The organism is Streptomyces sp. NPDC048420 (assembly GCF_040651535.1).
Taxonomy (GTDB): domain Bacteria; phylum Actinomycetota; class Actinomycetes; order Streptomycetales; family Streptomycetaceae; genus Streptomyces.
The window spans coordinates 310,985-335,296 of the sequence record NZ_JBEZKG010000005.1 but is presented as its reverse complement, the minus strand read 5'-3'; the positions used below and the strand labels follow the sequence as shown (position 1 = coordinate 335,296).

At 70.7% G+C, this 24,312-nt stretch carries 22 protein-coding genes; 8 read left to right on the top strand and 14 right to left on the bottom strand.

Annotated features, from left to right (window positions below):
* Positions 1–40: 40 nt before the first annotated feature.
* Both AB0D34_RS11160 and AB0D34_RS11155 read right to left on the bottom strand, forming a co-directional pair.
* A complete protein-coding gene (locus AB0D34_RS11160) occupies positions 41–547 on the bottom strand; it encodes a sigma-70 family RNA polymerase sigma factor (RefSeq protein ID WP_362659839.1) in 507 nt (168 codons plus the stop codon).
* Positions 548–623: 76 nt separating this feature from the next.
* Entirely contained in the window at positions 624–1,799 is a 1,176-nt protein-coding gene (locus AB0D34_RS11155; protein WP_362659836.1) for a glycerophosphodiester phosphodiesterase, read from the bottom strand.
* A gap of 362 nt (positions 1,800–2,161) precedes the next feature.
* On the opposite strand from AB0D34_RS11155, the gene AB0D34_RS11150 reads away from it, so the two are divergent.
* Positions 2,162–2,833 carry a lysophospholipid acyltransferase family protein gene (locus AB0D34_RS11150; protein WP_362660129.1) on the top strand — a complete coding sequence of 224 codons (672 nt, stop codon included), beginning with the start codon at positions 2,162–2,164 and terminating at the stop codon, positions 2,831–2,833.
* A gap of 79 nt (positions 2,834–2,912) precedes the next feature.
* Here the strand turns inward: AB0D34_RS11150 and AB0D34_RS11145 are convergent, their stop codons facing one another.
* From AB0D34_RS11145 to argH, 4 genes are all read right to left on the bottom strand, one after another.
* The gene (locus AB0D34_RS11145) at positions 2,913–4,430 is read right to left on the bottom strand and encodes an MFS transporter (RefSeq protein WP_362659834.1); all 1,518 of its coding nucleotides are present in this window, start codon (positions 4,428–4,430) and stop codon (positions 2,913–2,915) included.
* Positions 4,427–4,975 carry a helix-turn-helix domain-containing protein gene (locus AB0D34_RS11140; RefSeq protein ID WP_362659831.1) on the bottom strand — a complete coding sequence of 183 codons (549 nt, stop codon included), beginning with the start codon at positions 4,973–4,975 and terminating at the stop codon, positions 4,427–4,429. Before AB0D34_RS11140 ends, AB0D34_RS11145 begins: the two co-directional genes overlap by 4 nt.
* Before the next feature lie 84 nt (positions 4,976–5,059).
* Positions 5,060–6,031 (bottom strand): aldo/keto reductase, encoded by a 972-nt coding sequence (locus AB0D34_RS11135; protein ID WP_362659828.1) that lies wholly within the window; start codon positions 6,029–6,031, stop codon positions 5,060–5,062.
* A 105-nt stretch (positions 6,032–6,136) separates the two neighbouring features.
* Positions 6,137–7,567, bottom strand: a complete 1,431-nt coding sequence (gene argH, locus AB0D34_RS11130) for an argininosuccinate lyase (protein WP_362659825.1) — start codon at positions 7,565–7,567, stop codon at positions 6,137–6,139.
* Positions 7,568–7,787: 220 nt separating this feature from the next.
* On the opposite strand from argH, the gene AB0D34_RS11125 reads away from it, so the two are divergent.
* A complete protein-coding gene (locus tag AB0D34_RS11125) occupies positions 7,788–8,738 on the top strand; it encodes a hypothetical protein (RefSeq protein WP_362659822.1) in 951 nt (316 codons plus the stop codon).
* A gap of 122 nt (positions 8,739–8,860) precedes the next feature.
* On the top strand, positions 8,861–9,448 hold the full coding sequence (locus AB0D34_RS11120) for a pyridoxamine 5'-phosphate oxidase family protein (protein WP_362659819.1): 588 nt from the start codon (positions 8,861–8,863) through the stop codon (positions 9,446–9,448).
* Between the two features lie 19 nt (positions 9,449–9,467).
* Here AB0D34_RS11120 and AB0D34_RS11115 read toward each other — a convergent pair whose 3' ends face one another.
* Both AB0D34_RS11115 and AB0D34_RS11110 read right to left on the bottom strand, forming a co-directional pair.
* Positions 9,468–10,910 (bottom strand): HAMP domain-containing sensor histidine kinase, encoded by a 1,443-nt coding sequence (locus AB0D34_RS11115; RefSeq protein ID WP_362659816.1) that lies wholly within the window; start codon positions 10,908–10,910, stop codon positions 9,468–9,470.
* Complete coding sequence (locus AB0D34_RS11110; protein WP_362659814.1) at positions 10,907–11,647, bottom strand: response regulator transcription factor; 741 nt, start codon at positions 11,645–11,647, stop codon at positions 10,907–10,909. The genes AB0D34_RS11115 and AB0D34_RS11110 overlap by 4 nt, the downstream gene beginning before the upstream one ends.
* A gap of 149 nt (positions 11,648–11,796) precedes the next feature.
* Between AB0D34_RS11110 and AB0D34_RS11105 the strand changes: the two genes are divergently transcribed.
* The 5 genes from AB0D34_RS11105 (at position 11,797) to AB0D34_RS11085 (ending at position 16,719) form a co-directional block, all read left to right on the top strand.
* Entirely contained in the window at positions 11,797–13,149 is a 1,353-nt protein-coding gene (locus AB0D34_RS11105) for a ferredoxin reductase family protein (protein ID WP_362659811.1), read from the top strand.
* 37 nt (positions 13,150–13,186) lie between these two features.
* Positions 13,187–13,645 (top strand): FMN-binding protein, encoded by a 459-nt coding sequence (locus tag AB0D34_RS11100; protein ID WP_362659808.1) that lies wholly within the window; start codon positions 13,187–13,189, stop codon positions 13,643–13,645.
* A gap of 77 nt (positions 13,646–13,722) precedes the next feature.
* Positions 13,723–15,105 (top strand): ferredoxin reductase family protein, encoded by a 1,383-nt coding sequence (locus AB0D34_RS11095; RefSeq protein ID WP_362659806.1) that lies wholly within the window; start codon positions 13,723–13,725, stop codon positions 15,103–15,105.
* 29 nt (positions 15,106–15,134) lie between these two features.
* On the top strand, positions 15,135–15,926 hold the full coding sequence (locus AB0D34_RS11090) for an FMN-binding protein (protein WP_362659803.1): 792 nt from the start codon (positions 15,135–15,137) through the stop codon (positions 15,924–15,926).
* 4 nt (positions 15,927–15,930) lie between these two features.
* Positions 15,931–16,719 carry an FAD:protein FMN transferase gene (locus AB0D34_RS11085; protein WP_362660126.1) on the top strand — a complete coding sequence of 263 codons (789 nt, stop codon included), beginning with the start codon at positions 15,931–15,933 and terminating at the stop codon, positions 16,717–16,719.
* Positions 16,720–16,788: 69 nt separating this feature from the next.
* Here the strand turns inward: AB0D34_RS11085 and AB0D34_RS11080 are convergent, their stop codons facing one another.
* The 6 genes from AB0D34_RS11080 to AB0D34_RS11055 form a co-directional block, all read right to left on the bottom strand.
* Positions 16,789–17,334, bottom strand: a complete 546-nt coding sequence (locus AB0D34_RS11080; protein WP_362659800.1) for an arginine repressor — start codon at positions 17,332–17,334, stop codon at positions 16,789–16,791.
* Between the two features lie 19 nt (positions 17,335–17,353).
* A complete protein-coding gene (locus AB0D34_RS11075; RefSeq protein WP_362659797.1) occupies positions 17,354–18,541 on the bottom strand; it encodes an acetylornithine transaminase in 1,188 nt (395 codons plus the stop codon).
* Positions 18,538–19,446, bottom strand: a complete 909-nt coding sequence (gene argB / locus AB0D34_RS11070) for an acetylglutamate kinase (protein WP_362659795.1) — start codon at positions 19,444–19,446, stop codon at positions 18,538–18,540. Before argB ends, AB0D34_RS11075 begins: the two co-directional genes overlap by 4 nt.
* Positions 19,443–20,594, bottom strand: coding sequence for a bifunctional glutamate N-acetyltransferase/amino-acid acetyltransferase ArgJ (gene argJ / locus AB0D34_RS11065; RefSeq protein ID WP_362659792.1), 1,152 nt, complete (start codon positions 20,592–20,594; stop codon positions 19,443–19,445). Before argJ ends, argB begins: the two co-directional genes overlap by 4 nt.
* Positions 20,591–21,619, bottom strand: coding sequence for an N-acetyl-gamma-glutamyl-phosphate reductase (gene argC / locus AB0D34_RS11060; RefSeq protein WP_362659789.1), 1,029 nt, complete (start codon positions 21,617–21,619; stop codon positions 20,591–20,593). The genes argJ and argC overlap by 4 nt, the downstream gene beginning before the upstream one ends.
* A 65-nt stretch (positions 21,620–21,684) precedes the next feature.
* Positions 21,685–24,267, bottom strand: a complete 2,583-nt coding sequence (locus AB0D34_RS11055; protein ID WP_362659786.1) for a YfhO family protein — start codon at positions 24,265–24,267, stop codon at positions 21,685–21,687.
* Positions 24,268–24,312: the final 45 nt, after the last annotated feature.

Here is a 24,312-nt window from a genome sequence, read left to right as displayed (position 1 = left end):
CACGCCTCCCGCTCACCTGATCGCCTGTTGTTCCTCACTCCTATCCCCGCCCTCCGCGGGCCGCAACCTCCGGTGTGAGCAATCGGCGAAGACATCCCAGGCATCTGGAACGTTCCGGACCGAGACTGCCCTGTGAGATACCCAACTCCCCCGCGATCTCCCGGTAGGTGAGGTCCCTCGGCGAGAGCAGGGCGGCCATGAGGGAGGGGCAGCGGCCGGGCAGGCGGCGCACCGCGTCGTGCAGGGCCCTGCGACGGGCCGCGGCAAGGGTGAGCTGCTCGGGGGTGCGGTCGTCGTCGGTCGCGGGTTCGGTGTCGTACGGCCGTTCGAGGCGGGTCGTACGACGGCTGCGGCGGGACTCGGAGCGGACCGCGCGGCGGAGCCAGCCGGGCGGGTCGAGGGGCGGGCCCTGCGTCTCCAGGTGCTCCAGGAGGCGGAGCCAGACCGCCTGTTCCAGGTCGGCCGGTTCCGTACCGGTGGCATGTGCCTCCGCGGAGGCCTCGGCGGTGAGCAGTGGGCGCAGGGTGGTGACGAGGTCGGGCGTCATATGCGGTACGACACGGCCGCCCGGGTCATGGGTTGCCCGGGCGGCCGTAAGTCACCCCCATCGGGGGGCCGGTGGCTCAGCCGTTGACGAAGTCCTGGCGGGCCAGGACGCCGGTGTCCGCGTTGTCGGTGAAGACGCCGTCGATGCCGGTGGCGAAGTACCTCTTGAAGGCGCCGAAGGCGTCTCCGTAGGCGTCCGCGTCGGTGCCCTTGCGGTACTCCGTCGGCAGGAAGGGGTTCTCGTTGCGCATGGTGTAGGGGTGCAGGATCAGCCCGACCTTGTGGGCGTCGACGACGAGGGTGGTCTCCTTGTCGAGGCTGCCGTCCGCCTTCTTCGTGATGACCAGGTCGAGGGTCGGGCCGATGCCCTGGGCGTAGCCGGCGATCTCCCTCAGACCCTTGGGGGTGATGAGGTCGGCGACCGTGCGCGGGTCGCCCGACTCGACGAAGTCCCAGGGGCGGGTGCTCGCGGCCGACAGGAGCACGACGAGGGGGTTGTCGACCAGCTTGTTCAGGCGCTGGATGCTGGTCGGCTCGAAGGACTGCAGGATGACCGGGGAGTTCCGCCGGTCCTTGCCGTGCTTGTGCAGGAGCTTGGCGACCCGCTCCTCAAGGCCGAGGCCGAGCTTGCGGAAGTACGTGGGGTGCTTGGTCTCGGGGTAGATCCAGACCTGCTTGCCGCGCTTGCGGGTCTGCTCGTCCTGCCACTTCAGGACTTCCTCGAAGGTGGGGATCTCCCAGCGGCCGTTGTAGAGCGTGTTGTGCGGGCGGTTGGCCGGGATGCGCTCGATCGCGCGGAGCGTCTTGAGCTCGGCGAGCGTGAAGTCCTCGGTGAACCAGCCGGTGGTGGAGACGCCGTCGAGGACCTTGGTCTTCTTGCGGTCGGCGAACTCCTTGTGGTCGGCGACGTCCGTGGTGCCGCCGATCTCCGGCTCGTGCCGGCAGACCAGATGGCCGTCCTTGGTGGGGACGAGGTCGCCGGCCTCGACGACGTCGGCGCCCAGGTCGAGGGCCAGCTGGTAGGAGCCGAAGGTGTGCTCGGGGCGGTAACCGCTGGCACCCCGGTGGCCGATGACCGTCGGCACCGGCAGGCTCTTCAGGCCGCCGCCCTGTCCGCCGTGTCCCGCGGATCCGGCCTCGGCGGCTCTCGCCGTACCGGAGAGGCCCAGGACCACTCCCCCGGCGCCGAACATCGCGGCCCCGAGAAGTGCCCGGCGTCCGGTGCCGTCCGTCTGCTCGTCCTGCGATCCCATGTGGACCCCTCCTGCCGTCGCCTCTTCGATGCGGGCCGATCGTAGGTGCGTGTCCATGACCCGCGGGAGACCTACGGCGGAACACGCGGGTGACGCGGGATGTCGTATGGGAACAGATGTCTGATGACTCGTCGGCTTCATGGCGGAAGGCCTGGGTACGCGTCGTTCGGCGCGACCTCTGTCACATCGTTCCGCCCGGGTTTCCGGGAGGCAACGGGGTTCAACCGCAGGTGAACGAGTGTCAACAGTGCGTAAGACCTCGGTGAACCCCGGGCGCGCGATGTGCACGACCCCCCGAGCCGCGAGTAATGTCCTCACCTGCATAGACTCATACAGTTTTTCTCTTGACACCGGAGGGCCCGTTGTCCCGCTTCGCGCTCATCAAGGCAGTGCTCGGACCGATCATGCGCCTGATGTTCCGCCCACAGGTGGAGGGCGCGGAGCACATCCCGGGTGACGGTCCCGTCATCCTGGCCGGCAACCACCTGACCTTCATCGACTCGATGATCCTTCCGCTGGTGTGCGACCGGCAGGTCTTCTTCATCGGCAAGGACGAGTACGTCACCGGGAAGACCCTGAAGGGCCGGCTGATGGCCTGGTTCTTCACCGGCGTCGGCATGATCCCCGTGGACCGTGACGGTGGTCGCGGTGGCGTGGCCGCGCTGATGACCGGGCGACGCGTCCTCGAGGAGGGGAAGGTCTTCGGGATCTACCCCGAGGGGACGCGGTCGCCCGACGGACGGCTGTACCGGGGGCGTACGGGGATCGCCCGGCTGACGCTGATGACGGGGGCGCCGGTTGTGCCCTTCGCGATGATCGGCACGGACAAGTTGCAGCCGGGGGGTGCGGGGATGCCCCGGCCTGGCCGGGTCACTGTGCGGTTCGGTGAGGCGATGGAGTTCTCCCGGTACGACGGGATGGACCGGGACCGGTATGTGCTGCGGGCTGTGACGGACTCTGTGATGACCGAGGTCATGCGGCTGTCCGGGCAGGAGTACGTGGACATGTATGCGACCAAGGCGAAGGCTGCGTAGCCGGTTCCTTGTCGGGTGCGGGTGCGTGGGGCTTCTCGCGCCCACGCGGGGAGCCGCAAATCGACACAGCCCCGCGCCCCTACAAGCCCAACCGTTGGTTCTTCAGCATGAACCAGGCTGCTATTGACGTTGCCAGCAGGACCGCCGCTCCTGCGCCCGTGGCGATGGTGAGGCCGTCGACGAAAGCCTCTCGGGCTGACACCAGTAGGTCTTGAGCGGTGTTTGTCGGCATGCCGGACGCCGCTTCCACCGCTCCGCCGAGTGACTCGTGCGCGTCGCCCGGGGTACCGGCGGGAGCTGCGAAGCCCCGGTACACGCCCGTCACGATCGAGCCCAGTACGGCGATCCCCAGAGCCGCGCCCAGTTCGTACGCCGTCTCGGAGACCGCCGACGCCGCGCCCGCCTGTTCCTTCGGGACGCTCGACAGGATGACGTCGGACGTCACCGTGAACGAGAAGCCCGCGCCCACGCCCACGACCAGCAGAGCGGCGCCCAGCATCGGGTAGGCCGTGGACTGGTCGAGCAGGGTCAGGGATGCCAGGGCCAGGCCGATGGCCGCGAGGCCTCCGGAGACGACCGCGCGCACCGAGTAGCGACGGGCCACCGTGCCCGCGACCAGGCCCGCCGCCACCGCGCCCACCGCCGCCGGGAGTTCGGCCAGGCCTGCCTCCAACGGGCGTCTGTCCTGGACCAGTTGCAGGTACTGAGAGAGGAAGAAGACCAGGCCGGAGAGGCCGAGGATGGTCAGCAGGTCGGCCAGGACGGCGCCGCTGAAGCCGCGGTTGCGGAAGAGGCGCATGTCCAGGAGGGGGGTGGGGAGGGTGAGTTGGCGGCGGACGAAGGCATAGAGGGCTGCCGCGCCGAGGGCGCCCGCGGTGAGCGTCTCCCACGTGAGGCCGTGGGTCGCGGCCTCCTTGACCGCGTAGACCACCGCGATCATGCCGACCAGGGACAGCGCCACGCTGACCATGTCCCAGGGGCCCGGGTTCGGGTTGCGTGACTCCGGCAGCAGCCTGATGCCGACGAGGACCAGGACCGCCATCACCGGCAGGTTGATCAGGAAGACCGAGCCCCACCAGAAGTGTTCGAGGAGGAAGCCGCCGACGATCGGGCCGACCGCTGTGCCTGCGGAGGCGGTCGCGCCCCAGATCCCCACGGCGAGGCTGCGCTCGCGCGGGTCGTGGAAGAGGTTGCGGATCAGGGCCAGGGTGGCGGGCATCAGGGTCGCGCCGGCGACGCCGAGCAGGGCCCGCGCCAGGATCATCAACTCCGGTGTCGTCGCATAGGCGTTGAGGATCGACACCGCGCCGAACGCGGTCGCGCCGATCAGCAGGATCCGCTTGCGGCCGATGCGGTCGCCGAGGCTGCCCATCGACACCAGCAGGCCCGCGATGACGAACGAGTAGACGTCGCCGATCCACAGGAGCTGGGTGCCGGTCGGCCTCAGGTCCTCACTGATGTACGGGGTCGCGAGGCCGAGGACGGTCGCGTCGACGGCCACCAGCAGCACGGCGAGCACCAGGACGGACAGCGCGAGCCAACGGCCGGGACGCTTCACCGCCTCGGTCGTGGTCGCCGGCTGCAGGGTGCTGGTCATGATTCCTCTCTCCGTAGTGCGCCACCGAGCAACAGCTCGGTGATCATGTGGGTGAAGTCCTTGGGAGCCACGCGGCCCGCCTGAGTGGCCCAGGCGCACGAGGTGATCAGTCCGTAGAGCGCCTCGGTGAGCCAGGCCGGGGCGAGGTCGATGCGGAACTCGCCGTTCTGCTGGCCGCGCACGAACACCGAGGCGATCCGGAGGTCCAGTCGCGACCAGGAGTCGCCTCCGCCGTCCTCCCACAGTTCGTTCTCGCCGTAGAGGAAGGCCAGCAGTCCGGCGACCGGCTCGATCTCCCGCACGAGCCTGCGCACGGCGTCGCTCGCGGGCCCCTCGTCGAGGCGGGCCGCGTCGAGAGCCGCCTCGCACTCGGCGATGCCGTGTTCCTCAAGGGCACGGACGAGCGCGTCCCGTCCCGCGAAGTGGCGGTGCAGCGTGGCCCGGCTGATCCCGGCGGCCTTGGCGACCTCGTCCATGGTCGAGGTGGATTTGCGGGTCAGCAGGGCCGCGGCACTGCGCAGCACGTGGTCACGATCGACAGCCATGAGACAAGAGTACCTCGCATGAGACATTGTTGTCTCACACGAGGTGCGGTCGTCTCATCTACGAGGGTTGGACTGGGCTTTTCCTCAGTGCCAGGGCAGCTGTCCGCGCCGCTCCCAGTACGCCCGCGGCTCCTCCACCAGCGCGGCCAGCCGGGACAGCTGCTCGTCGTCGAGGTCGACCACGGCCGCGTGGAGGTTGGAGGCGAGCTGGTTGGCCGTGGCGGCTCCGGACAGGACCACTCCGGCCCAGGGCTGCCTGAGGACGAGCGCGAGGGCCACCGAGTCACAGCCGAGGGACGTTTCCTCGGCTACGGCCTTCAGGGCGGCCGGGGCGTGCGGCGCGGCGAGCCTGCCGTTGGCCATGCCCTCCTTGACGATCACCGTGAGTCCGGCGTCGTGGGCCTCGGCGAGGGCGGGGGCGGCCGAGGTCTCCAGGGCGTTGTACGTCGACTGGACGGTACGGAAGAGGGGTTCGCCGTCGACGGTCACTTCCAGTGCGGCACGGATGGCGTCGGCCTGGGCGGGGCCGCTGGTGGAGAAGCCGATCGTGGTGCCCTGGGCAGCCGCCTCGGCGAGCCTCGCGTGGAGTTCCTTGTCGGTGAGGGCCGGGCTGTCCGGGGTCACCGAGTGGATCTGGTAGAGGTCCAGGCGGTCGCCGAGCAGCTCTGCGGTCTCGGCGCGCTGGCGGTCGTACGTCTGGACGCTGTGGTCCTTGACCTCGTGCTTCTCGGCGTCGGTGGTCCAGTCGGCGGTGTAGGTGTAGCCCCACTTGCTGCCGATGACTACGTCGTTTCGGCCGGGGTGCTTGTTGAGCCAGTCCGCGAGGAACTCCTCGGAGCGGCCGTAGGAGCGGGCCACGTCGAAGTAGCGGACGCCTTGGGCGTAGGCGGCGTCGAGGAGTTCGTGGGTGCGGGCGCGGAGCGTCTCGACGCTCCGGTCGTCTCCCAGGTCTTCGTCTCGGCCCAGGTTGATGTAGCCCGGGCGGCCGACCGCGGCGAGGCCGAGGCCGATGTGGCAGGTGGGGGTGGTTGCTGTGGCGAGGCGGGCGAAGGGCATGCCGACAACGTAACTCGGGATGCCCTTTCGCCTCAGGGAGTGGGCGGTGCGGTATTTCCGGCGAGTGCGGGTGTGTTGTGGCTTGTCGCGCAGTTCCCCGCGCCCCTAAAGGCCCTTCGCCCGAGCCCATTCGTGCTGTGCTGCCAGGTCCGTCTTCACCTCTGCCAGCTGGACCGCCACCGCGCTCGGGGCCGTGCCGCCCCTGCCGTTCCTGGATGCCAGGGCGCCTGGGACATTGAGGACGGTCCGCACCTCGGGCGTCAGGTGGGCGCTGATCTTGGCGAACTGGTCGTCCGTCAGGTCGTTCAGTTCCTTGCCCTCGGCCTCCGCCGCCTTGACGCACTCGCCGGCGACCTCGTGGGCCACGCGGAAGGGGACGCCCTGCTTGACCAGCCACTCGGCGATGTCGGTGGCGAGGGAGAAGCCGGCCGGGGCCAGTTCCTCCATGCGGTCGCGGTTGACCGTGAGGGTGGCCATCATGCCGGTGAAGGCGGGGAGCAGGACCTCCAGCTGGTCGCAGGAGTCGAAGACCGGCTCCTTGTCCTCCTGGAGGTCGCGGTTGTAGGCGAGGGGCAGGGCCTTGAGCGTGGCCATCAGGCCCGTCAGGTTGCCGATCATCCGGCCGCTCTTGCCGCGCGCCAGCTCCGCGATGTCCGGGTTCTTCTTCTGCGGCATGATCGACGATCCCGTGGAGAAGGCGTCGTGGAGGGTCACGAAGGAGAACTCCTTCGTGTTCCAGATGATGATCTCCTCAGCGATCCGGGAGAGGTTGACGCCGATCATCGCGGTGATGAAGGCGAACTCGGCGACGAAGTCACGGGAGGCCGTGCCGTCGATGGAGTTGCCGACCGAGCCGTGCTCGAAGCCGAGGTCCTTCGCCACCGCCTCCGGGTCCAGACCCAGGGAGGAACCGGCCAGGGCGCCCGAGCCGTACGGCGACACCGCCGTGCGCTCGTCCCACTGGCGCAGCCGCTCCGCGTCCCGGGACAGGGACTGGACGTGGGCCAGGACGTGGTGCGCAAACAGGACCGGCTGGGCGTGCTGGAGGTGGGTGCGGCCGGGCATCGCCACGTCCGGGTGAGCCTCCGCCAGGCCGACCAGGGCCTCCTGGAGCTCGGCGATCAGACCGCCGATGATCCGGGCGTGGTCCCGCAGGTACATGCGGAAGAGGGTGGCGATCTGGTCGTTGCGGGAGCGGCCGGCACGCAGCTTGCCGCCGAGGTCGGGACCGACCCGCTCCAGCAGGCCCCGCTCCAGGGCGGTGTGGCAGTCCTCGTCGGCGATGGTGCCCACGAAGGAGCCGTCGGCCACGTCGGCTTCGAGCTGGTCGAGGCCCGCGAGCATGCGCTGGAGCTCGTCGTCGGTCAGCAGGCCCGCCTTGTGCAGCACGCGCGCGTGGGCACGCGAACCGGCGATGTCGTACGGCGCGAGCCGCCAGTCGAAGTGGACGGACGCGGACAGCTTCGCCAGCGCCTCGGCGGGACCGTCGGCGAAACGACCGCCCCAGAGCCGGACGTCACCGCTGTTGCTGCTCACTTGCGTTGCTCCTCACCGCTGCACTCCAACGTCATGCATGATTATGCAGAGTGCTGCATGATTCGTCAATCCGGGCCCGGTGTCGCCCTCCAGGATCCGTGGTCGGCGGAGAATTTGCGGTCCCTTTGAACACGGGAAACCGCTTGCCCGTATTCCACGCCGAACGCAGGCGCCGCGTTTGTAAACGAAGACCACTCCCGACCCCGAGTGAGGCATCCGCATGTCCAGGGCTCTTCCGAAGTACAACAAGCGCCGCGTGGCGATCATCGGTGGCGCCGCCGCCGTGGCACTGACCGGGGCCATCGTCGCCGGTACCGCCCTCGCCGGGGAGACCTCCAAGAGCAGCACCACGGGCGCCCGCACGCTGGCCGCCGGCCCCGGCAGCATCAGCTGCCCGGACGTGGCCTCCCAGCTGCCGGAGATCCCGGCCACTGCGCAGGCCGAGGTGGACCGCAACCTGACCCTGCTCCAGACCCAGATCGACGAGGCGAACAAGCGGCTCGTGGACACGGTCGGCCAGGGCGGGCCCAACTTCGTCCAGAACGCCATCCTCGGTCCACTGGAGGACAAGCGGATCGCGACCGTCAACCGCATCGCCACGGCGATCGGCCGTACGGCGGAGAAGCCGCAGGGCCTGGACGCCCTCGCGCCCTGCGCGCTCAACGCAGGCGGTGCGGCCGACACCGGTACCGGCGAGGAAGCGGGGGCCGGCGGCGGCGAGGAAGCGGGCGCTGAGGCAGGCGCCGGTGCGGAGGCAGGTGCCGAGGCGGGTGCCGGTGCGGAGGCAGGCGCTGAGGCGGGCGCCGGTGCGGAGGCAGGTGCGGAGGCAGGTGCCGAGGACGCCGGGGGTGCCGCCGACGAGGCCGGTGGGGCCGCCGCGGGCGCCATCTCCTGCCCCGACGTGGCCTCGCAGCTGCCCGCGATCCCCGCCACCGCGCAGGCCGAGGTGGACCGCAACCTGGCGCTGCTCGACACACAGCTCGCCGAGGCGAACAAGCGGCTCGTCGACACGGTCGGCCAGGGCGGACCGAACTTCGTCCAGAACGCGATCCTCGGCCCGCTGGCCGACAAGCGGAAGTCGACCATCGACCGCATCGCCATCTCCATCGGCCGCACCGCGGAGAAGCCGCAGGGCCTCGACTCCCTGGCCACCTGCTCAGTCACCCAGTGACGTGACAGGTGCTGTGGCCGCCCCGTGTGAGCGCCGGCCGGGGCGGCCACGGACGTCCTGCCCTCGACGGGACTCCTGAATTCCTTAGACGGGCGAAAGGTCTGCGCCCATAATGCTTAGACATGGGAAAGACCTACGAGCGCATAGACGGCCGGCTCCGCACGTTCATCGAGTCGCAGCCCCTCTTCTTCACCGCGTCCGCCCCGCTGTCGGGCGACGGCACGGTCAACCTCTCCCCCAAGGGGCTGCGCGGCTCCTTCGCGATCCTCGACGAACTCACCCTGGCCTACCTCGACTTCGCCGGATCCAACGCCGAGACGGTGGCGCATCTGAGGGAGAACGGCCGGATCACCCTCATGTGGTGCGCGTTCCAGGGGCCGCCGAACATCGTCCGGGTGCACGGGCGCGGTGAGCCGGTCTTCCGGGACGACCCGCGCTTCGGGGAACTGCTCGCCCACTTCCCGGACATCGACCCGACCGAGCACGGGCTGCGGGCGATCATCGTCGTGACGGCCGAACTGATTCGCGACTCCTGCGGTTACGCGGTGCCGTACATGGCGTACGAGAGCGACCGCGAACTGCACGCCAAGCGGTTCTCGCGCGAGGACGACGAGTCGCTGAGCGCGTACTTCACCAAGAAGGAGCACATCGCCACGAGCCTGGACGGACTGCCGGGACTGCCGTTGCCGTTGCCGCCGTCCACGATCTGACTCACGTCAACGGTCCGACTCACGCGCAGCCGATCCGGACAGTGAAGGTCGTCGAGCCCGGCACGCTGTCCACCGTCACACTTCCCCCGTGTGCCTCCACCACGGCCGCCACGATCGACAGGCCGAGGCCCGCGCCGCCGGTCTCCGCCTTGGTGCTGCGGTCGGCGCGGGTGAAGCGTTCGAAGACGCCGGGCCGGATGTCCTCGGGGATGCCGGGTCCGTCGTCGTGGACCTTCAACACCGCTGTGGTGGCGTCGGTCTCCAGCGTCACCGTCACCTTGGTGCCGACCGGGGTGTGCAGCCGGGCGTTGGACAGCAGGTTGGCCAGGACCTGCTGGAGACGGTGCTCGTCGCCCGTCACCGTGACGGGGTCCTCCGGAAGGTCCAACTCCCAGCGGTGACCGGAACCCGTGGCCCGCGCGTCCGTGAGGGCGTCGAGGACCAGGCGGGTCAGGTCGACGGGGGCCGCCTCCAGGGGGCGGCCCGCGTCCAGGCGGGCCAGCAGGAGCAGGTCGTCGACCATGGCGCCCATGCGGGTCGACTCGGCGGCGATGCGTTCCAGGGCCCGGGTGATCTCCGGCGGCAGCAGCCCGGGGTGCAGCAGGGCGAGTTCGGCGTGGCCGCGTACCGAGGCGACCGGGGTGCGCAGTTCGTGGCTGGCGTCGGCGGCGAAGCTGCGCAGCCGTTCCTCGCTGGCATGGCGTTTGGTGAGGGCGTCCTCGACATGGCCGAGCATGCGGTTGAAGGCGCCGGCGACCCGGCCCACCTCACTGCGCGGGTCGGACTCCGGGGCACGGGGCGGAAGGGCCACCTCCCCGCTGGCCAGCGGGAGTTCGCTGACCCGGGTGGCGGTCGCGGCGACCCGGCTGAGCGGGCGCAGGGACAAGCGCACCCACAGGGCACCCGCGACGCCCGCGGTGGTGAGGGCGGCGGCGAGCACGATTCCGGCGACCAGTTCGAGGCGGTGGACGGCGGCTTCGACGGGTTCCAGGGGCAGGCCGGTGACCAGGACGTCTCCGTCCACTCCCCGGGATGCGACCACCCGGTAGTCGTCCAGGACGGAGAGGTCGACGCTGTGGCCCCGGCCGTCGACGGGGACGGCCGCGAGCCTCTTGCGGTCGGCCGCGCTCAGGTCGACGTTCAGGGTGCCGCTGGAGCGGACGACCGCCGCGTTGGTCACCGTGCCGTCCACCAGCCGGGCGCCGAACGTGCCCGTGGCCTGCCTGCGGGTGTCGCCGTGCTCGTCGCCGTCGTGGTCGTCCTTCTGCGGCTGCCCTTCGTGCTCAAGGCTGACCGCGAACCTGTTCCCGGCCTCGGTGAGCTGCTCGTCGAGCCGACTGGTGAGGAAGCCGCTCAGCTCCACCACGGCGGCCAGCCCGACGGCGGCGCAGCTGACCGCCAACAGCACGACGAGGCCGAGGGTGAGCCGGGCCCGCAGCGTGTGCGGCCGTAGGCTCCTCATGACGTCACCGGCTTGATCACGTACCCCGCCCCGCGCACGGTGTGGATCATCGGCTCGCGGCCCGCGTCCACCTTCTTGCGCAGGTACGAGATGTACAGCTCGACCACGTGGGCGCGGCCCCCGAAGTCGTAGGACCACACCCGGTCGAGGATCTGCGCCTTGCTGAGCACCCGGCGGGGGTTGCGCATGAGGAAGCGCAGCAGCTCGAACTCGGTCGGGGACAGCTCGATCAGCTCGCCGCCCCGGGTGACCTCGCGGGCCTCCTCGTCCATGACCAGGTCGCCGACGGTCAGCCGGGGGCCCTCGTCGAGCTGCCGGGCCATGCCCGCGCGGCGCAGCAGTCCGCGCAGCCGGGCGACGACCTCCTCCAGGCTGAACGGCTTGGTCACGTAGTCGTCGCCGCCCGCCGTGATGCCCTTGATGCGGTCCTCGACGGCGTCCCGGGCGGTCAGGAAGAGCACGCAGACGTCGGACTTCACGGTGTGCAGGGCCCGCAGCACGGCGAAGCCGTCGGTGTCCGGGAGCATCACGTCCAGGACGACCGCGTCGGGCAGCAGCTCCCGGGCGGCGGCCACCGCCGAGGCGCCGTCGCCGGCCGTGCGGACCTGCCAGCCCTCGTAGCGCAGGGCGCCGGAGAGGACCTCGGCGAGATCAGGGTCGTCGTCGACGACGAGGACACGCAGTGGGGTGCCGTCGGGGCGGGTGACGGCGGGGCGGCCGGAGCGTGCGGTGTTCATGACCTCTCCAGGATCCCCCCTGGCCGGGGTGGCGGAGGCCTCGGGAAGCTCTGAGTTTTCTCTGAGTGCGCTCTGCGGGGTGCCCTTTCAGAGGGTCCTGAGAAGTTCGCCCTGCACGGTTGTGTCCGGACCGGCGAAAGGACGCATCCATGACCACCGTGTACGAGCGGCGGGCCGCACCGGCCGTGACGCCACCCGCCCGACGCTCCCCCGCGGGTGCCGCGCTGGCCCTGCTGTGGGCCGGGGCGGCGGCCGTGCTCGCCCTGTGGTGGGCGGACACCGGTTCCGTGGTCGGTACGGCCGGATGGCTGACCGGCGCCGGGCGGATCGCCGGGCTGCTGTGCGGGTACGCCTGCGCGGTGCTCGTCGGGCTGATGGCGCGGATGCCGGTGCTGGAGCGGCGGGTCGGGTCGGACCGGGTGGCCCGCTGGCACGCGATGGCCGGCCGCTACACCGTCTGCCTGCTGCTCGCGCACATCGGGCTGATCCTCACCGGGTACGCCGCCCAGGACAGCGCCTCGCTGTGGCACGAGACGGTCACCGTGGTCCTGGACTATCCGGAGATGCTCAAGGCGACCGCCGGCACGGTGATCCTCCTCGCGGTCGGCGTCACCTCCGCCCGCGCGGTGCGCCGCCGCACCGGCCACGAGTTCTGGTACTACGTCCATCTCCTCACGTACGCCGCCGTGTTCCTCTCCTTCGGCCACCAACTGGCCCTCGGCAACGACTTCAACGGCAACTCCGTGGCCACCGCGGCCTGGTACGCGCTCTACCTAGGTGTCGCGGCCCTGGTGCTGTGGTTCCGGATCCTCGCCCCGGTGCGGCTGAACCTGCGGCACCGGCTGCGGGTGGAGTCGGTGCACCACGAGGCGCCGGGCGTGTGGTCCGTCGTCGTGCACGGGCGGGATCTGGATCAACTGGGGGCGCTGGCGGGGCAGTTCTTCCGCTGGCGGTTCCTCGCCGACGGTCTGCGGTGGACGTCGACGCCGTACTCCCTGTCGGCGCCGCCCCGCCGCGACCGCATGCGGATCACGGTCAAGTCGCTCGGCGACCACAGCGCGGCCGTGGCGTTGCTGCGGCCGGGCACGCGGGTGTGGGCTGAGGGGCCGTACGGCTCGCTGACCGGGGACCGGCAGACCTCGTCCAAGTCCCTGCTCATCGGGGGCGGGGTCGGCATCACCCCGTTGCGGGCCCTGTTCGAGACGCTGCCGGGCGAGGTCACCCTCCTGTACCGGGCGCGCACGGTCGAAGACCTCGCGCTGGGCGGGGAGTTGGAGGCCGTCGCGCGCTGGCGCGGGGCCAGGCTGCACTACTTGCTCAACGGGCCCGGGGGACAACGGCCGCGCATCACCGCCGAGTCGCTGCGGTCGGCCCTCCCCGACCTCGCCGAGCACGACGTCTACCTCTGCGGCCCGCACGGCTTCGCCCGGGACCTGTACGAGGAGCTGCGCGCCGCCGGGGTGCCGGACCGCCGGATACACCACGAGTCGTTCGAGCTCTGAGAACTGCGGGATCTGCGAGAACTGTGAGGCCGTACACGTGCACGCGCTGAAGAAGAACCGTCCGCTGCGCCGGATCGTGCTGGCGAGCGCCGCCACCGTCTCCGGAATGGTGATGCTGCTGTCGCTGAAGCCGCACGCCTCGCCGCAGGCAGCCCTGGCCCTGCCCGCGCCCTCCGGCAGCGCGAGCGCGTCGGCCGGCACCGGATCGGCCGCCACCGGTACGAAGACCGTCACCGGCGACACCGTCCAGACCCGGTGGGGGCCGGTCCAGGTCCGCATCACCATCAAGGACGGCAGGCTCACCGAGGTCACGGCGGTCACCTACCCCACGGACAACCCGCGGGACCAGGAGATCAACAGCTATGCCCTGCCCCGGCTGCGGAGCGAGGCCCTCCAGGCGCAGAGCGCGGACATCGACACGGTCTCGGGGGCCACGTACACAAGTGATGGTTACCGCCAGTCACTCCAGTCCGCACTGGACTCCGCGGGCAGCTGAACACACCGGCGTCACGGCACGTATCCAAGGACCAAGGGACCACGCCCACCCCCCTTGCCCCCGTCCCCGGAGGAAACGTGACCACCACGCTCGCCAGCGGCCGCGCCGCCCGCCGTCAGACGATGCGCCGCATCCGTCCGCGCCGTTCCCCGGCGACCGTCCTGCTGATCGCCGTATGGGCCGGCGCGGCCGGCGTGTTGTGGCTGTGGTGGCACAACACGCCGTCCGTCGCCGACGACAACAGCAAGATCCTCAACGCCGGCCGGATCACCGGCCTGTTGGCCGGCTACCTGATGGCACTGGTCGTGCTGCAGATGGCCCGGGTACCCGCGCTGGAACGCCGGGTGGGTTCCGACCGCGTCGCCCGCTGGCACGCGATGACCGGCCGCTACACGCTCTGCCTGACCGTCGCCCACGTCTTCCTGATCATGTGGGGCTACGCCCTCCAGGCCGGCAAGGGGCTCGGCGACATCGTCCAGCAGACGATGGACTCCATCAACCAGCTGCCGGACATGGGCAAGGCGGCCATCGGCACCGGCCTGCTGTTCGTCATCGGGCTGATGTCGATCGGCGGGGTGCGCAAGAGGATTCCGTACGACACCTGGTACCACGTGCACCTGCTGACGTACGCGGCGGTCTTCCTGACCTTCTGGCACCAGCTGACCACCGGCAACGACTTCGCGGTCGAGCCGGTCGCCAAGACCGTCTGGTACGCGCTGTACGGCTCGGTCACCGCGCTGGTCGTCTGGTACCGGATCCTCACGCCGATCCGCCTGAACCTGCGCCATCGGATGTACGTCGAGGCGGTCGTCGAGGAGACCCCGGGCGTGGTGTCGGTGCTGATCGGCGGGCGCAAGCTGCACCGGATGGGCGCGGAGGCGGGCCAGTTCTTCCGCTGGCGGTTCCTCGCGCCGGGCATGCGGTTCAGCTCCCACCCGTACTCGCTGTCCGCGGCGCCCCGACCGGGCATGCTGCGGATCACGGTGAAGGCGATCGGCGACCACAGCGAGCGGCTGCGTGAGCTGGAGCCCGGGACCAAGGTGTGGGCGGAGGGGCCGTACGGCGCCCTGACCGCCCAGCGCCGCAGCCGCGGCAAGGTGCTGCTGGTGGCCGGCGGTGTCGGCATCACGCCGATGCGGGCCCTGTTCGAGACGCTGCCGGGCGCGGCCGGTGACATCACCCTGCTGTACCGGGCCAACACCACCCAGGACCTGGCCCTGTGGGACGAGCTCGCCGCCATCGCGGAGGAGCGCGGCGCCCGCCTGATGTACGCGGTGAACAGCCCGGACGGGGAGCGCCCGGACATCTCCGCGGAGTCCCTCCAGCGCAAGCTCCCCGACATCGACAAGCACGACGTGTTCATGTGCGGGCCGAACGGCTTCGCGCAGACCGTGTTCGAAGCACTGCGCGGCGCGGGTGTGCCCGCCCGCCGCATCCATCACGAGTCGTTCGAGATGTGAGCGACGGGAAACCAGGAGCTGTTGAAGCGATGAGGAAGTCTCACCCCGTCCGTCGAGTCGTGCTCGCGACCGCCGCCACCGTCTCCGGTGTCGTGCTGATGCTGTCGCTGAAGCCGTCCACGGACCCGGCGTCCGCCCAGGCGGGCGGCACGATCCCGCAGCAGACGGCGGCGGCGCAGGAGTCGGCCCAGGGCGGCGCCGGGGCGGCCGCCGGGGGCGCGGTCACCGGAGACGTGGTCCAGACGCAGTACGGCCCGGTCCAGGTCCGGATCACCGTGAGCGGCAACAAGATCACCAAGGCCGAGGCGGTCCAGGCCCCCAAGGGCGGCGAGAGCGACCAGAAGACCGCTCTGTCCGTCCCGAAGCTCAACCAGGACGTGGTCGCCAAGCAGAGCCCGCAGATCGACACGGTCTCCGGAGCGACCTACACCAGCGAGGGCTACAAGAAGTCGCTCCAGTCGGCGATCGACAAGGCGAACCAGGCCGCGTCCCAGGCCCAGCCGTCGGCTCAGCCGTCCCAGCCGGCGGGCGGCAGCGCGGAGGCGGCCGCCAAGACGGTCACCGGCGCGGTCTCCCAGACCCAGTACGGCCCGGTCCAGGTCCGGATCACGGTCAGCGGTGGCAAGATCACCAACGCCGAGGCCGTGCAGGCGCCGAAGGGCGGGACGAGCGACCAGAAGACGGCGCTGTCCATCCCGAAGCTCAACCAGGAGGCAGTGGCGGCCGGCAGCGCGGACATCGACTCGGTGTCCGGGGCCACGTACACCAGCGAGGGCTACAAGAAGTCGCTCCAGTCCGCGCTGGACCAGGCCGGTGGCTGACACGGTGGCCGAGCCGGCACAAGCTCCCGCCGCGGTACGTCACGCGGAGGAGGTCATGGGGACGGTCTTCTCCTTTGACGTCCGCGGCGGGGAACCCGGCGCCGTACAGACGGCGTTGCGGGAGGCGGTGGCGGGACTGCACCGCGTGAACGAGGTGTTCAGCACCTACCGCGACGACAGCCAGGTCTCCCGCCTGGCCCGCGGCGAACTGACGGTCGCGGACTGCGACCCCGAGGTCGCCGAGATCCTCGAACTGGGCGCCGAGGCCGAGCGGTTGAGCGACGGCTGGTTCAGCATGCGCTACGAGGGCCGCCTGGACCCGACGGGCATCGTCAAGGGCTGGGCGGTGGAGCGCGCGGCCCGTCGTGTGGCTGAGTCGGGCGCGACGGGAGTAAGCGTCAACGGCGGCGGAGACGTCCAACTGCTCGGCGTACCGGGCCCGGAACGCCCTTGGCGCGTAGGCGTCTCGGACCCGCTCCGCCCGGGCGGCCTGGCGGCGGTGGTCTCGGCGGCCGGCGCATCGGAACTGGCGGTGGCGACGTCCGGCACAGCCGAACGCGGCGCCCATATCGTCGACCCCCGCACGGGCCGCTCGGCGGTCACGGACCTGCTGGCGGTGACGGTGGTGGCCCCGACCATCACCTGGGCGGACTGCTGGGCGACGGCGGCTTTCGCGATGGGTTCACGGGAGGGCCTGGCCTGGCTGGAGAGTTTGCCGGACGTGGAGGCACTGCTGATCACAGCGGGCGATGAAGTTCGCTGTACGGGCGGTTTGGCTGCCCGCTTGGGGTGAGCGGATGTTTTTAGGGGCGCGGGGAACTGCGCGACAAGCCCCCACGCACCCGCGCCCGACCGACAACCTCTAGTGCCCGTTCTGAGCCAACCGCAACAAATGCTCAGCCAGCGCCTGTCCCCCCGTGGGGTTCCGGCTGATCAACATCAACGTGTCGTCACCGGCAATCGTCCCCAAGATGTCATGCAGCTCAGCCTGATCAATGGCCGACGCCAGAAACTGCGCAGCCCCCGGAGGAGTCCGCAAGACCACAAGGTTCGCCGAAGCCTCCGCAGAGATCAGCAGCTCCTGCGACAGCCGCCGCATCCGCTCCTCCTTCGCCGACTCCCCCAACGGCGCCCGAGGAGTCCGGAAACCCCCCTCGCTCGGCACCGCGTAGATCAGGTCACCGTCGGTGTTGCGGATCTTCACCGCGTTCAGCTCGTCGAGGTCCCGGGACAGCGTCGCCTGCGTGACACTCAGCCCGTCGTCGGAGAGCAGCTTGGCCAACTGGCTCTGCGACCGCACCGGTTGCCGGTTGAGGATGTCCACGATCCGGCGGTGGCGCGCGGTACGCGTCTGTGGCACGGCGGGACCGCCGGCCCCGTTCTGCTCATGATCCTGCGCATGACTCATCGTCGTCTCATTCTCCGGATCATCCGACCCCGTTGGCCCCGTCCAGGATGCCGGGCAGCGCCTGAACAAGCGCGTCCACTTCGTCGTCGCCGAGGTTCAGCGGCGGCATCAGCCGTACGACATCGGGGGCGGGCGCGTTCACCAGGAAACCGGCGTCCTGAGCCGTCTGCTGCACCTGCGGCGCGAGCGGCTCGGTGAGCACGATACCCAGGAGCAGCCCCGCACCCCGGACATGCGAGATCAAGGGGTGTCCCAGTGACTCGATTCCGTCCCGCAACCTCTCGCTCTGCTGCTTGACGTTCTCCAGCAACCCGTCGTTCGCGATGGTGTCGAGAACGGCGAGTCCGGCGGCACACGCGACCGGGTTCCCGCCGAAGGTCGTCCCGTGCTGCCCCGGCTGAAGGAGTTCCGCGGCCCGTCCGAAGGCGACGGTCGCGCCGAGCGGGAGTCCGCCGCCGAGCTGCTTGGCGAGGGTGACCACGTCGGGCAGCACGCCCTCGTGGGCCTGGTACTCGAACCAGTGGCCGGTGCGGCCGATGCCGGTCTGCACCTCGTCGAGGACCAGCAGCGCGCCCTTGGCCGCGGTGATCGCCCGGGCCGCCTTGAGGTAGCCGGCGGGCGGGACCACGACGCCGTTCTCGCCCTGGATCGGCTCGATGACGACCAGCGCGGTGTCCTCGGTGACCGCGGCGTCCAGTGCCTGCGGGTCGCCGTACGGCACGTGCGTCACGTCACCGGGCAGCGGCAGGAAGGGGGTCTGCTTGGCGGGCTGGCCGGTGAGCGCGAGGGCGCCCATGGTCCGGCCGTGGAAGCCGCCCTCGGTGGCGACCATGTGCGTGCGCCCGGTCAGCCGGCCGATCTTGAAGGCCGCCTCGATCGACTCGGCCCCGGAGTTGCAGAAGAAGACCTTGCCGTCCCGGCCGAAGAGCTGGATGAGCCGTTCGGCGAGCGCGACGGTCGGTTCTGCCATGAAGAAGTTGGAGATGTGGCCGAGGGACGCGATCTGCCGGCTGACGGCCTCGACGATCGCCGGGTGGGCGTGGCCGAGCGCGTTGGTGGCGATACCGCCGACGAAGTCGAGGTACTGCCGGCCCTCGGTGTCCCAGACCTTGAGGCCCTCACCGCGGACGAGGGGCAGCCTGGGGGTGCCGTAGTTGTTCATGAGCGAGCCCTGCCACCGCTGGGTGAGCTCCTGATTGTCGGTCATACGGCATCCCCCTCTTGCGCGTCCGGCACGACCATCGTGCCGATCCCCTCGTCGGTGAAGATCTCCAGCAGGATCGAGTGCTGGACCCGCCCGTCGATGACCCGGGCGGTGGTCACGCCGTTGCGCACGGCGTGCAGACAGCCCTCCATCTTCGGGACCATGCCGGAACTCAACTCCGGCAGCAGCTTCTCCAGTTGGGAAGCCGTGAGGCGGCTGATCACCTCGTCGCTGTTCGGCCAGTCCTCGTAAAGACCCTCGACGTCCGTGAGGACCATGAGAGTCTCCGCTCCAAGAGCAGCAGCGAGTGCCGCAGCCGCCGTGTCAGCATTGACGTTGTAGACATGTCCGTCGTCCTGGCTACGGGCGATCGACGAGACGACCGGGATCCGGCCGTCGGCGAGGAGTGCCTCGATCGCGCCCGTGTCGATCGCGGTGATCTCGCCCACCCGCCCGATGTCGACCAACTCGCCGTCGATCTCGGGCTGGTGCTTGGTGGCGGTGATGGTGTGCGCGTCCTCGCCGGTCAACCCGATGGCGAGCGGCCCGTGTTCGTTGAGCAGCCCGACCAGCTCGCGCTGCACCTGCCCGGCCAGCACCATGCGTACGACGTCCATGGCGTCCTCGGTGGTGACACGCAGGCCGGCCTTGAACTCGCTGACGATGCCGTGCTTGTCGAGGGCAGCGCTGATCTGCGGGCCGCCGCCGTGCACGACGACCGGCTTGAGCCCGGCGTGGTGCAGGAACACCACGTCCTGGGCGAAGGCGGCCTTGAGGTCCTCGTCGATCATGGCGTTGCCGCCGAACTTGATGACGACGGTCTTGCCGTTGTGACGGACCAGCCAGGGCAGCGCCTCGATGAGGATCTGGGCCTTGGGGAGCGCGGTGTGCTTGCGAGTAGTGCTCATGACGAGTACGCGCTGTTCTCGTGGACGTAGTCGGCGGTGAGGTCGTTGGTCCAGATCGTGGCGGTCTCGGACCCGGCCGCGAGGTCGGCGACGATGTGCACCTCGCGGTAGCGCATGTCGACCTTGTCGCGGTCCTCGCCCACGCCGCCGTTCTTGCAGACCCAGACGCCGTTGATGGCGACGTTCAACTGGTCCGGCTCGAAGGCGGCCTTGGTCGTGCCGATCGCGGAGAGCACGCGGCCCCAGTTGGGGTCCTCGCCGTGGATCGCGCACTTGAGGAGGTTGTTGCGGGCGATGGAGCGGCCCACCTCGACGGCGTCGTCCTCGCTCGCCGCGTTGACGACCTCGACCTTGATGTCCTTGCTGGCGCCCTCGGCGTCCCGGATGAGCTGCTGACCGAGGTCGTCGCAGACCTGCCGTACGGCTTCCGCGAACTCCACGTGGTCCGGGGTGACTTCGGAGGCGCCGGAGGCGAGCAGCAGCACGGTGTCGTTGGTGGACATGCAGCCGTCGGAGTCGACGCGGTCGAAGGTGGTCCGGGTGGCGGCCCTGAGGGCCTGGTCCAGGACGTCGCTCGGGAGGTCCGCGTCGGTGGTCAGAACGACAAGCATGGTGGCGAGGCCGGGCGCGAGCATGCCGGCCCCCTTCGCCATCCCGCCCACGGTCCAGCCGTCCTTCGTGACGACCGACGTCTTGTGGACGGTGTCGGTGGTCTTGATGGCGATCGCGGCCTTCTCGCCGCCGTGCTCATTCAGGGAAGCCGCTGCCGTCTCGACTCCGGGGAGCAGCTTGTCCATCGGGAGCAGCAGGCCGATGAGGCCGGTGGAGGCGACGGCGACCTCGCCTGCGCCGATGCCGAGCACGTCGGCGACCTTCTCGGCGGTGGCGTGCGTGTCCTGGAAGCCCTTCGGCCCCGTACAGGCGTTGGCGCCACCGGAGTTGAGGACCACGGCGGACAACTGGCCGCTCTTGAGGACCTGCTCGGACCACAGCACCGGCGCGGCCTTCACGCGGTTGGAGGTGAAGACGCCGGCGGCGGCGCGGCGGGGCCCGGTGTTGACCACGAGGGCCAGGTCCGGGTTGCCGTTCTCCTTGATTCCGGCGGCGATGCCCGCCGCCTGGAATCCCTTGGCTGCCGTGACGCTCACGGTGCGACTCCGATCGTGGAAAGACCGAGCTCCTCGGGAAGTCCGAGGGCGATGTTCATGCTCTGGACGGCACCGCCGGCGGTGCCCTTGGTCAGGTTGTCGATGGCGCTGATCGCGATGATGCGGCCCACGGACTCGTCGAGGGCGACCTGTACCTGAACGCCGTTCGAACCGTAGACGGACGCAGTGGCGGGCCACTGTCCCTCGGGGAGCAGGTGCACGAAGGGCTCGTCGGCGAAGGCCTTCTCGTAGGCGGCACGGACGCTCTCCGCGGTCACCCCCGGCTTCGCGGAAGCGCTGCACGTGGCCAGGATGCCGCGGGGCATCGGCGCGAGGGTCGGCGTGAAGGAGACGCTCACCGGGGAACCGGCCACCCCGCTGAGGTTCTGGATCATCTCGGGCGTGTGCCGGTGCCCACCGCCGACGCCGTACGGCGACATGGACCCCATGACCTCGCTGCCCAGCAGGTTCGGCTTGGGCGCCTTGCCCGCGCCGGAGGTGCCGGAGGCGGCGACGATCACGGCCTCGGGCTCGGCGAGGCCGGCGGCGTAGCCCGGGAACAGGGCGAGCGTGACGGCGGTCGGGTAGCAGCCGGGCACGGCGATGCGCTTGGTCCCCTCCAGCGCGGCGCGGGCACCCGGCAGTTCGGGAAGGCCGTAGGGCCAGGTGCCGGCGTGCGCGGAGCCGTAGAACTTCTCCCAGTCGGCCGCGTCCTTGAGCCGGAAGTCGGCGCCCATGTCGACGACGAGGACCTCCGGGCCGAGCTGCTCGGCGACCGCGGCGGACTGGCCGTGCGGTAGGGCGAGGAAGACCACGTCGTGTCCGGCGAGGACGTCGGCCGTGGTCTCCTGGAGTACCCGGTCGGCCAGCGGCAGCAGGTGGGGCTGGAGCGAGCCGAGTCGCTGTCCGGCGTTGGAGTTGCCGGTCAGGGCTCCGATCTCGATCTCAGGGTGCGCCAGAAGCAGTCGCAGGACCTCACCGCCCGCGTATCCGCTCGCTCCGGCCACTGCCGCCCGTACCGCCATGTCATCCTCCTCCTGGATGGCATGACTATACGTTTCGCTGCACGTTTATGCAACCACATGCATACTCACGCCCTCCTCCGGCGCACCGCCCCGAACGCGCCCAGTCCTGCGAGCGCCACGAGCGCGCCGCCCCCGACGGCCGACCCCAGGCGCAGACCGGGCGGACGGAAGTCGCAGGTGACACCCGTCGAGGTGCCGTCGAGTGGCACGGCGATCAGCCCGTGGTACTCCTTCGCGGGTACGGCGGCCGCGTCACCGGAGGCGCAGCGCCAGCCGGCGATCCGGGGCGCCGCGACGACGGCGACGCCCTTGCTGCCCGCCGGGAGCTCGGCCCGGATCGTCCCGCCGGAGCCGGAGACGGACACCTTGGTCGCTCCGGTGGCCCTGAGCTGTCGTACGACGGCCTGAAGACGCCCGGTGTCCAGGCAGCCGACCGCCTGGTCCGGTACGACGCCCATCCGGTTCGCGGACAGCTCGATCGTCAGGCGCCCGGAGTCCGGCACCGTGCCGAGCCGCTGCATGGCGGCGATCTTGGTGAGGGGGTGGAAGTCGGCCCTGAACCGTCCCGTCAGACCGTCGGCGGAGGGGCCGGCGAGCCGGGCGGTGCCCGCGAAGTGGGGCGCCCAGAGGTAGACCTCACTGCCCGCCCGGCACTGGGCGGCGATCGTCGCCCTTCCGCCGACGCGCACGCCCTCCCGCTGGTCGGTACTGCGGTCCGGCCGCCTCCCGGCGCCGTTGCGGACGGTGATGCGCGGCAGGCTGTAGACGCGGGTGCCCAGCAGCAGCTCCTGGTTGCGGTAGGGCGAGCGCCCGAAGGCACCGGTCGCGGCGGACGGCCGTACCGTCACCAGGGGCGGAACGGCCTGCCTGGTCACGGTCACCCCGCTGCCGTCCTGCGGGAACCAGTTCTGGTGCGGGTCCGGCGGGGAGTGCACCCGGGCGCCGACGGAGAAGACGACGTCCGTGACGGCGTTGTCCAGGCTCTGCAGACTGCGGCCGCCCGAGGTCCAGCCGTACCCGAGAGCCGTGAGCGTGCTGCTGAGCACGGCCGAGGTGTGGCTGCTGTAGTACTGGGCGCCCTGACCGCCGACCTCCAGCGGGTCGTTGCCGACGGTCTGTTCCCGGCCCGGGTCGGTGCGGTAGCGCGGCCAGCCGTCGGCCTGCGCGATCGCGTCCGCCTGTTGCTGCTGCCGGTCGCCCCAGGGGGCGTAGTCGTCCATGTGCCCGAACCGCATCCGGGTGGCCACGGCATCGGTGGCGGTGGCCTCGCCGAGCTGTGCCCCCACGAGGAGTACGGCGGCGAGCGCGGCCGGGGCCATGCGCAGCACGGGTCGCCGGCGGCCGAGCAGGACCAGCCCGAGCACCGCGCTCACGGCGGCCACCAGGAACACCGGCCAGGCGAAGACGCGGACCAGCGGGCTGCCGCTCGCGACGAGCGCGATCAGGGCGAGCAGCCCGACGGCCGCGCCCAGGGCCCGCCGGTCGAGAGGGCCGTAGGAGAGCGTGTGCCAGGCCGCGATGACCAGCAGTGCGCACACCACGAAGGTCTGGCGGTACGAACTGCCCTGCGGCTCGGCGAAGGCGTGCCAGGCCAGATGGGTCGGCCCCCACTGCATCGACAGGGTCACGGCGACCACCAGCAGCGTCCAACCGGCGCGCACCCTCCTCGGCGCCGCCCGGTGGAAGGGGAGCGCGAGGGCGAGCAGCAGTGCGGTGGTGCCGACGAAGAGCGCCGGGGAACCGAAGCTGTACGTCGTCGGCAGCAGCCGGGCGAGGAGGTCCTCGGTGCCGACCGGAGCGAACTGGGTGAACCGGCCCACGGAGGCGTGCGCGCTGCCGAAGTACACGACCGTCACCAGGGGTGCGGCCAGGCCCGTGCCGAGCGCGAAGGTCAGCACGGCCCGGCCCACCGCACCGAGCGCGCGGCGGCGGGGGAGGCCGGCGAACCACAGCCGCAGCAGGAACACGAGCGCGGCGGCGAGGGTGGCCATGTACGCCGTGTAGAAGTTGGCGATCCAGACGGCCGTCACGACCAGCACCCCGACGAGCGGGCGCCTGCCGCTCAGGATCCACTCGCCGACCAGACACAGCGCCGGCAGGGCGATCAGTCCGTCGAGCCACATCAGGTTGTACGAGGCGGTGGCCACGGTCCATCCGCACAGGGCGTAGGACGCGCCGAGGAGCCCCGCCGCCCACCAGCGCCCTGGGCGCAGCCTCAGCAGCAGCCAGGCCATGGCGGCACCGGCGCACGCGATCTTCAGCACGGTGATGACGTACACCGCGAGATCGATCCGGTCCCTCGGGAACACCGCCACAAGCAGGGCGAACGGGCTGGTGAGGTAGGTGCCGAAGTCGGGCAGGAAGCTCGCGCCGTACCCGGACTGCCAGTTGACGAGGAGTCCGCCGGTGGCCTTGCCGTGCAGCAGGTCCCACAGGTGCGCGTGGAACGGGACGTACTGGTTGCCCAGGTCGTTGACGTTCCGGGTGCGCGGGCCGAAGGGGTAGCTGCGGGCCACGGCGTCGGCCGCGCAGAGCACGACGACGGTGATCGTCGCCGCGAGCAGGGCGGCCTGTCCCGGTCCGGGCGGCGGCCGCTCACCTGTGTGGTCGTCCGCGGTCTTAGGTTCGGGCAGGACGGTCGGTCGCACGCCCTGTTTGCTGGTCAATTCAAGCCCCCGTCCGGGGCGTTCACC

Excerpts from the sequence above, each read along its gene's own strand:
- AB0D34_RS11140 (WP_362659831.1), bottom strand. The coding sequence starts at position 4,975 with ATGGCTGTCGATCGTGACCACGTGCTGCGCAGTGCCGCGGCCCTGCTG.
- AB0D34_RS11090 (WP_362659803.1), top strand. The coding sequence starts at position 15,135 with ATGAGGAAGTCTCACCCCGTCCGTCGAGTCGTGCTCGCGACCGCCGCC.
- AB0D34_RS11115 (WP_362659816.1), bottom strand. The coding sequence starts at position 10,910 with ATGAGGAGCCTACGGCCGCACACGCTGCGGGCCCGGCTCACCCTCGGC.
- argC (WP_362659789.1), bottom strand. The coding sequence starts at position 21,619 with ATGGCGGTACGGGCGGCAGTGGCCGGAGCGAGCGGATACGCGGGCGGT.
- AB0D34_RS11155 (WP_362659836.1), bottom strand. The coding sequence starts at position 1,799 with ATGGGATCGCAGGACGAGCAGACGGACGGCACCGGACGCCGGGCACTT.
- AB0D34_RS11160 (WP_362659839.1), bottom strand. The coding sequence starts at position 547 with ATGACGCCCGACCTCGTCACCACCCTGCGCCCACTGCTCACCGCCGAG.
- AB0D34_RS11145 (WP_362659834.1), bottom strand. The coding sequence starts at position 4,430 with ATGACCAGCACCCTGCAGCCGGCGACCACGACCGAGGCGGTGAAGCGT.
- AB0D34_RS11075 (WP_362659797.1), bottom strand. The coding sequence starts at position 18,541 with ATGACCGACAATCAGGAGCTCACCCAGCGGTGGCAGGGCTCGCTCATG.
- AB0D34_RS11125 (WP_362659822.1), top strand. The coding sequence starts at position 7,788 with ATGTCCAGGGCTCTTCCGAAGTACAACAAGCGCCGCGTGGCGATCATC.
- argB (WP_362659795.1), bottom strand. The coding sequence starts at position 19,446 with ATGAGCACTACTCGCAAGCACACCGCGCTCCCCAAGGCCCAGATCCTC.
- AB0D34_RS11105 (WP_362659811.1), top strand. The coding sequence starts at position 11,797 with ATGACCACCGTGTACGAGCGGCGGGCCGCACCGGCCGTGACGCCACCC.
- AB0D34_RS11110 (WP_362659814.1), bottom strand. The coding sequence starts at position 11,647 with ATGAACACCGCACGCTCCGGCCGCCCCGCCGTCACCCGCCCCGACGGC.
- AB0D34_RS11120 (WP_362659819.1), top strand. The coding sequence starts at position 8,861 with ATGGGAAAGACCTACGAGCGCATAGACGGCCGGCTCCGCACGTTCATC.
- AB0D34_RS11080 (WP_362659800.1), bottom strand. The coding sequence starts at position 17,334 with ATGAGTCATGCGCAGGATCATGAGCAGAACGGGGCCGGCGGTCCCGCC.
- AB0D34_RS11135 (WP_362659828.1), bottom strand. The coding sequence starts at position 6,031 with ATGCCCTTCGCCCGCCTCGCCACAGCAACCACCCCCACCTGCCACATC.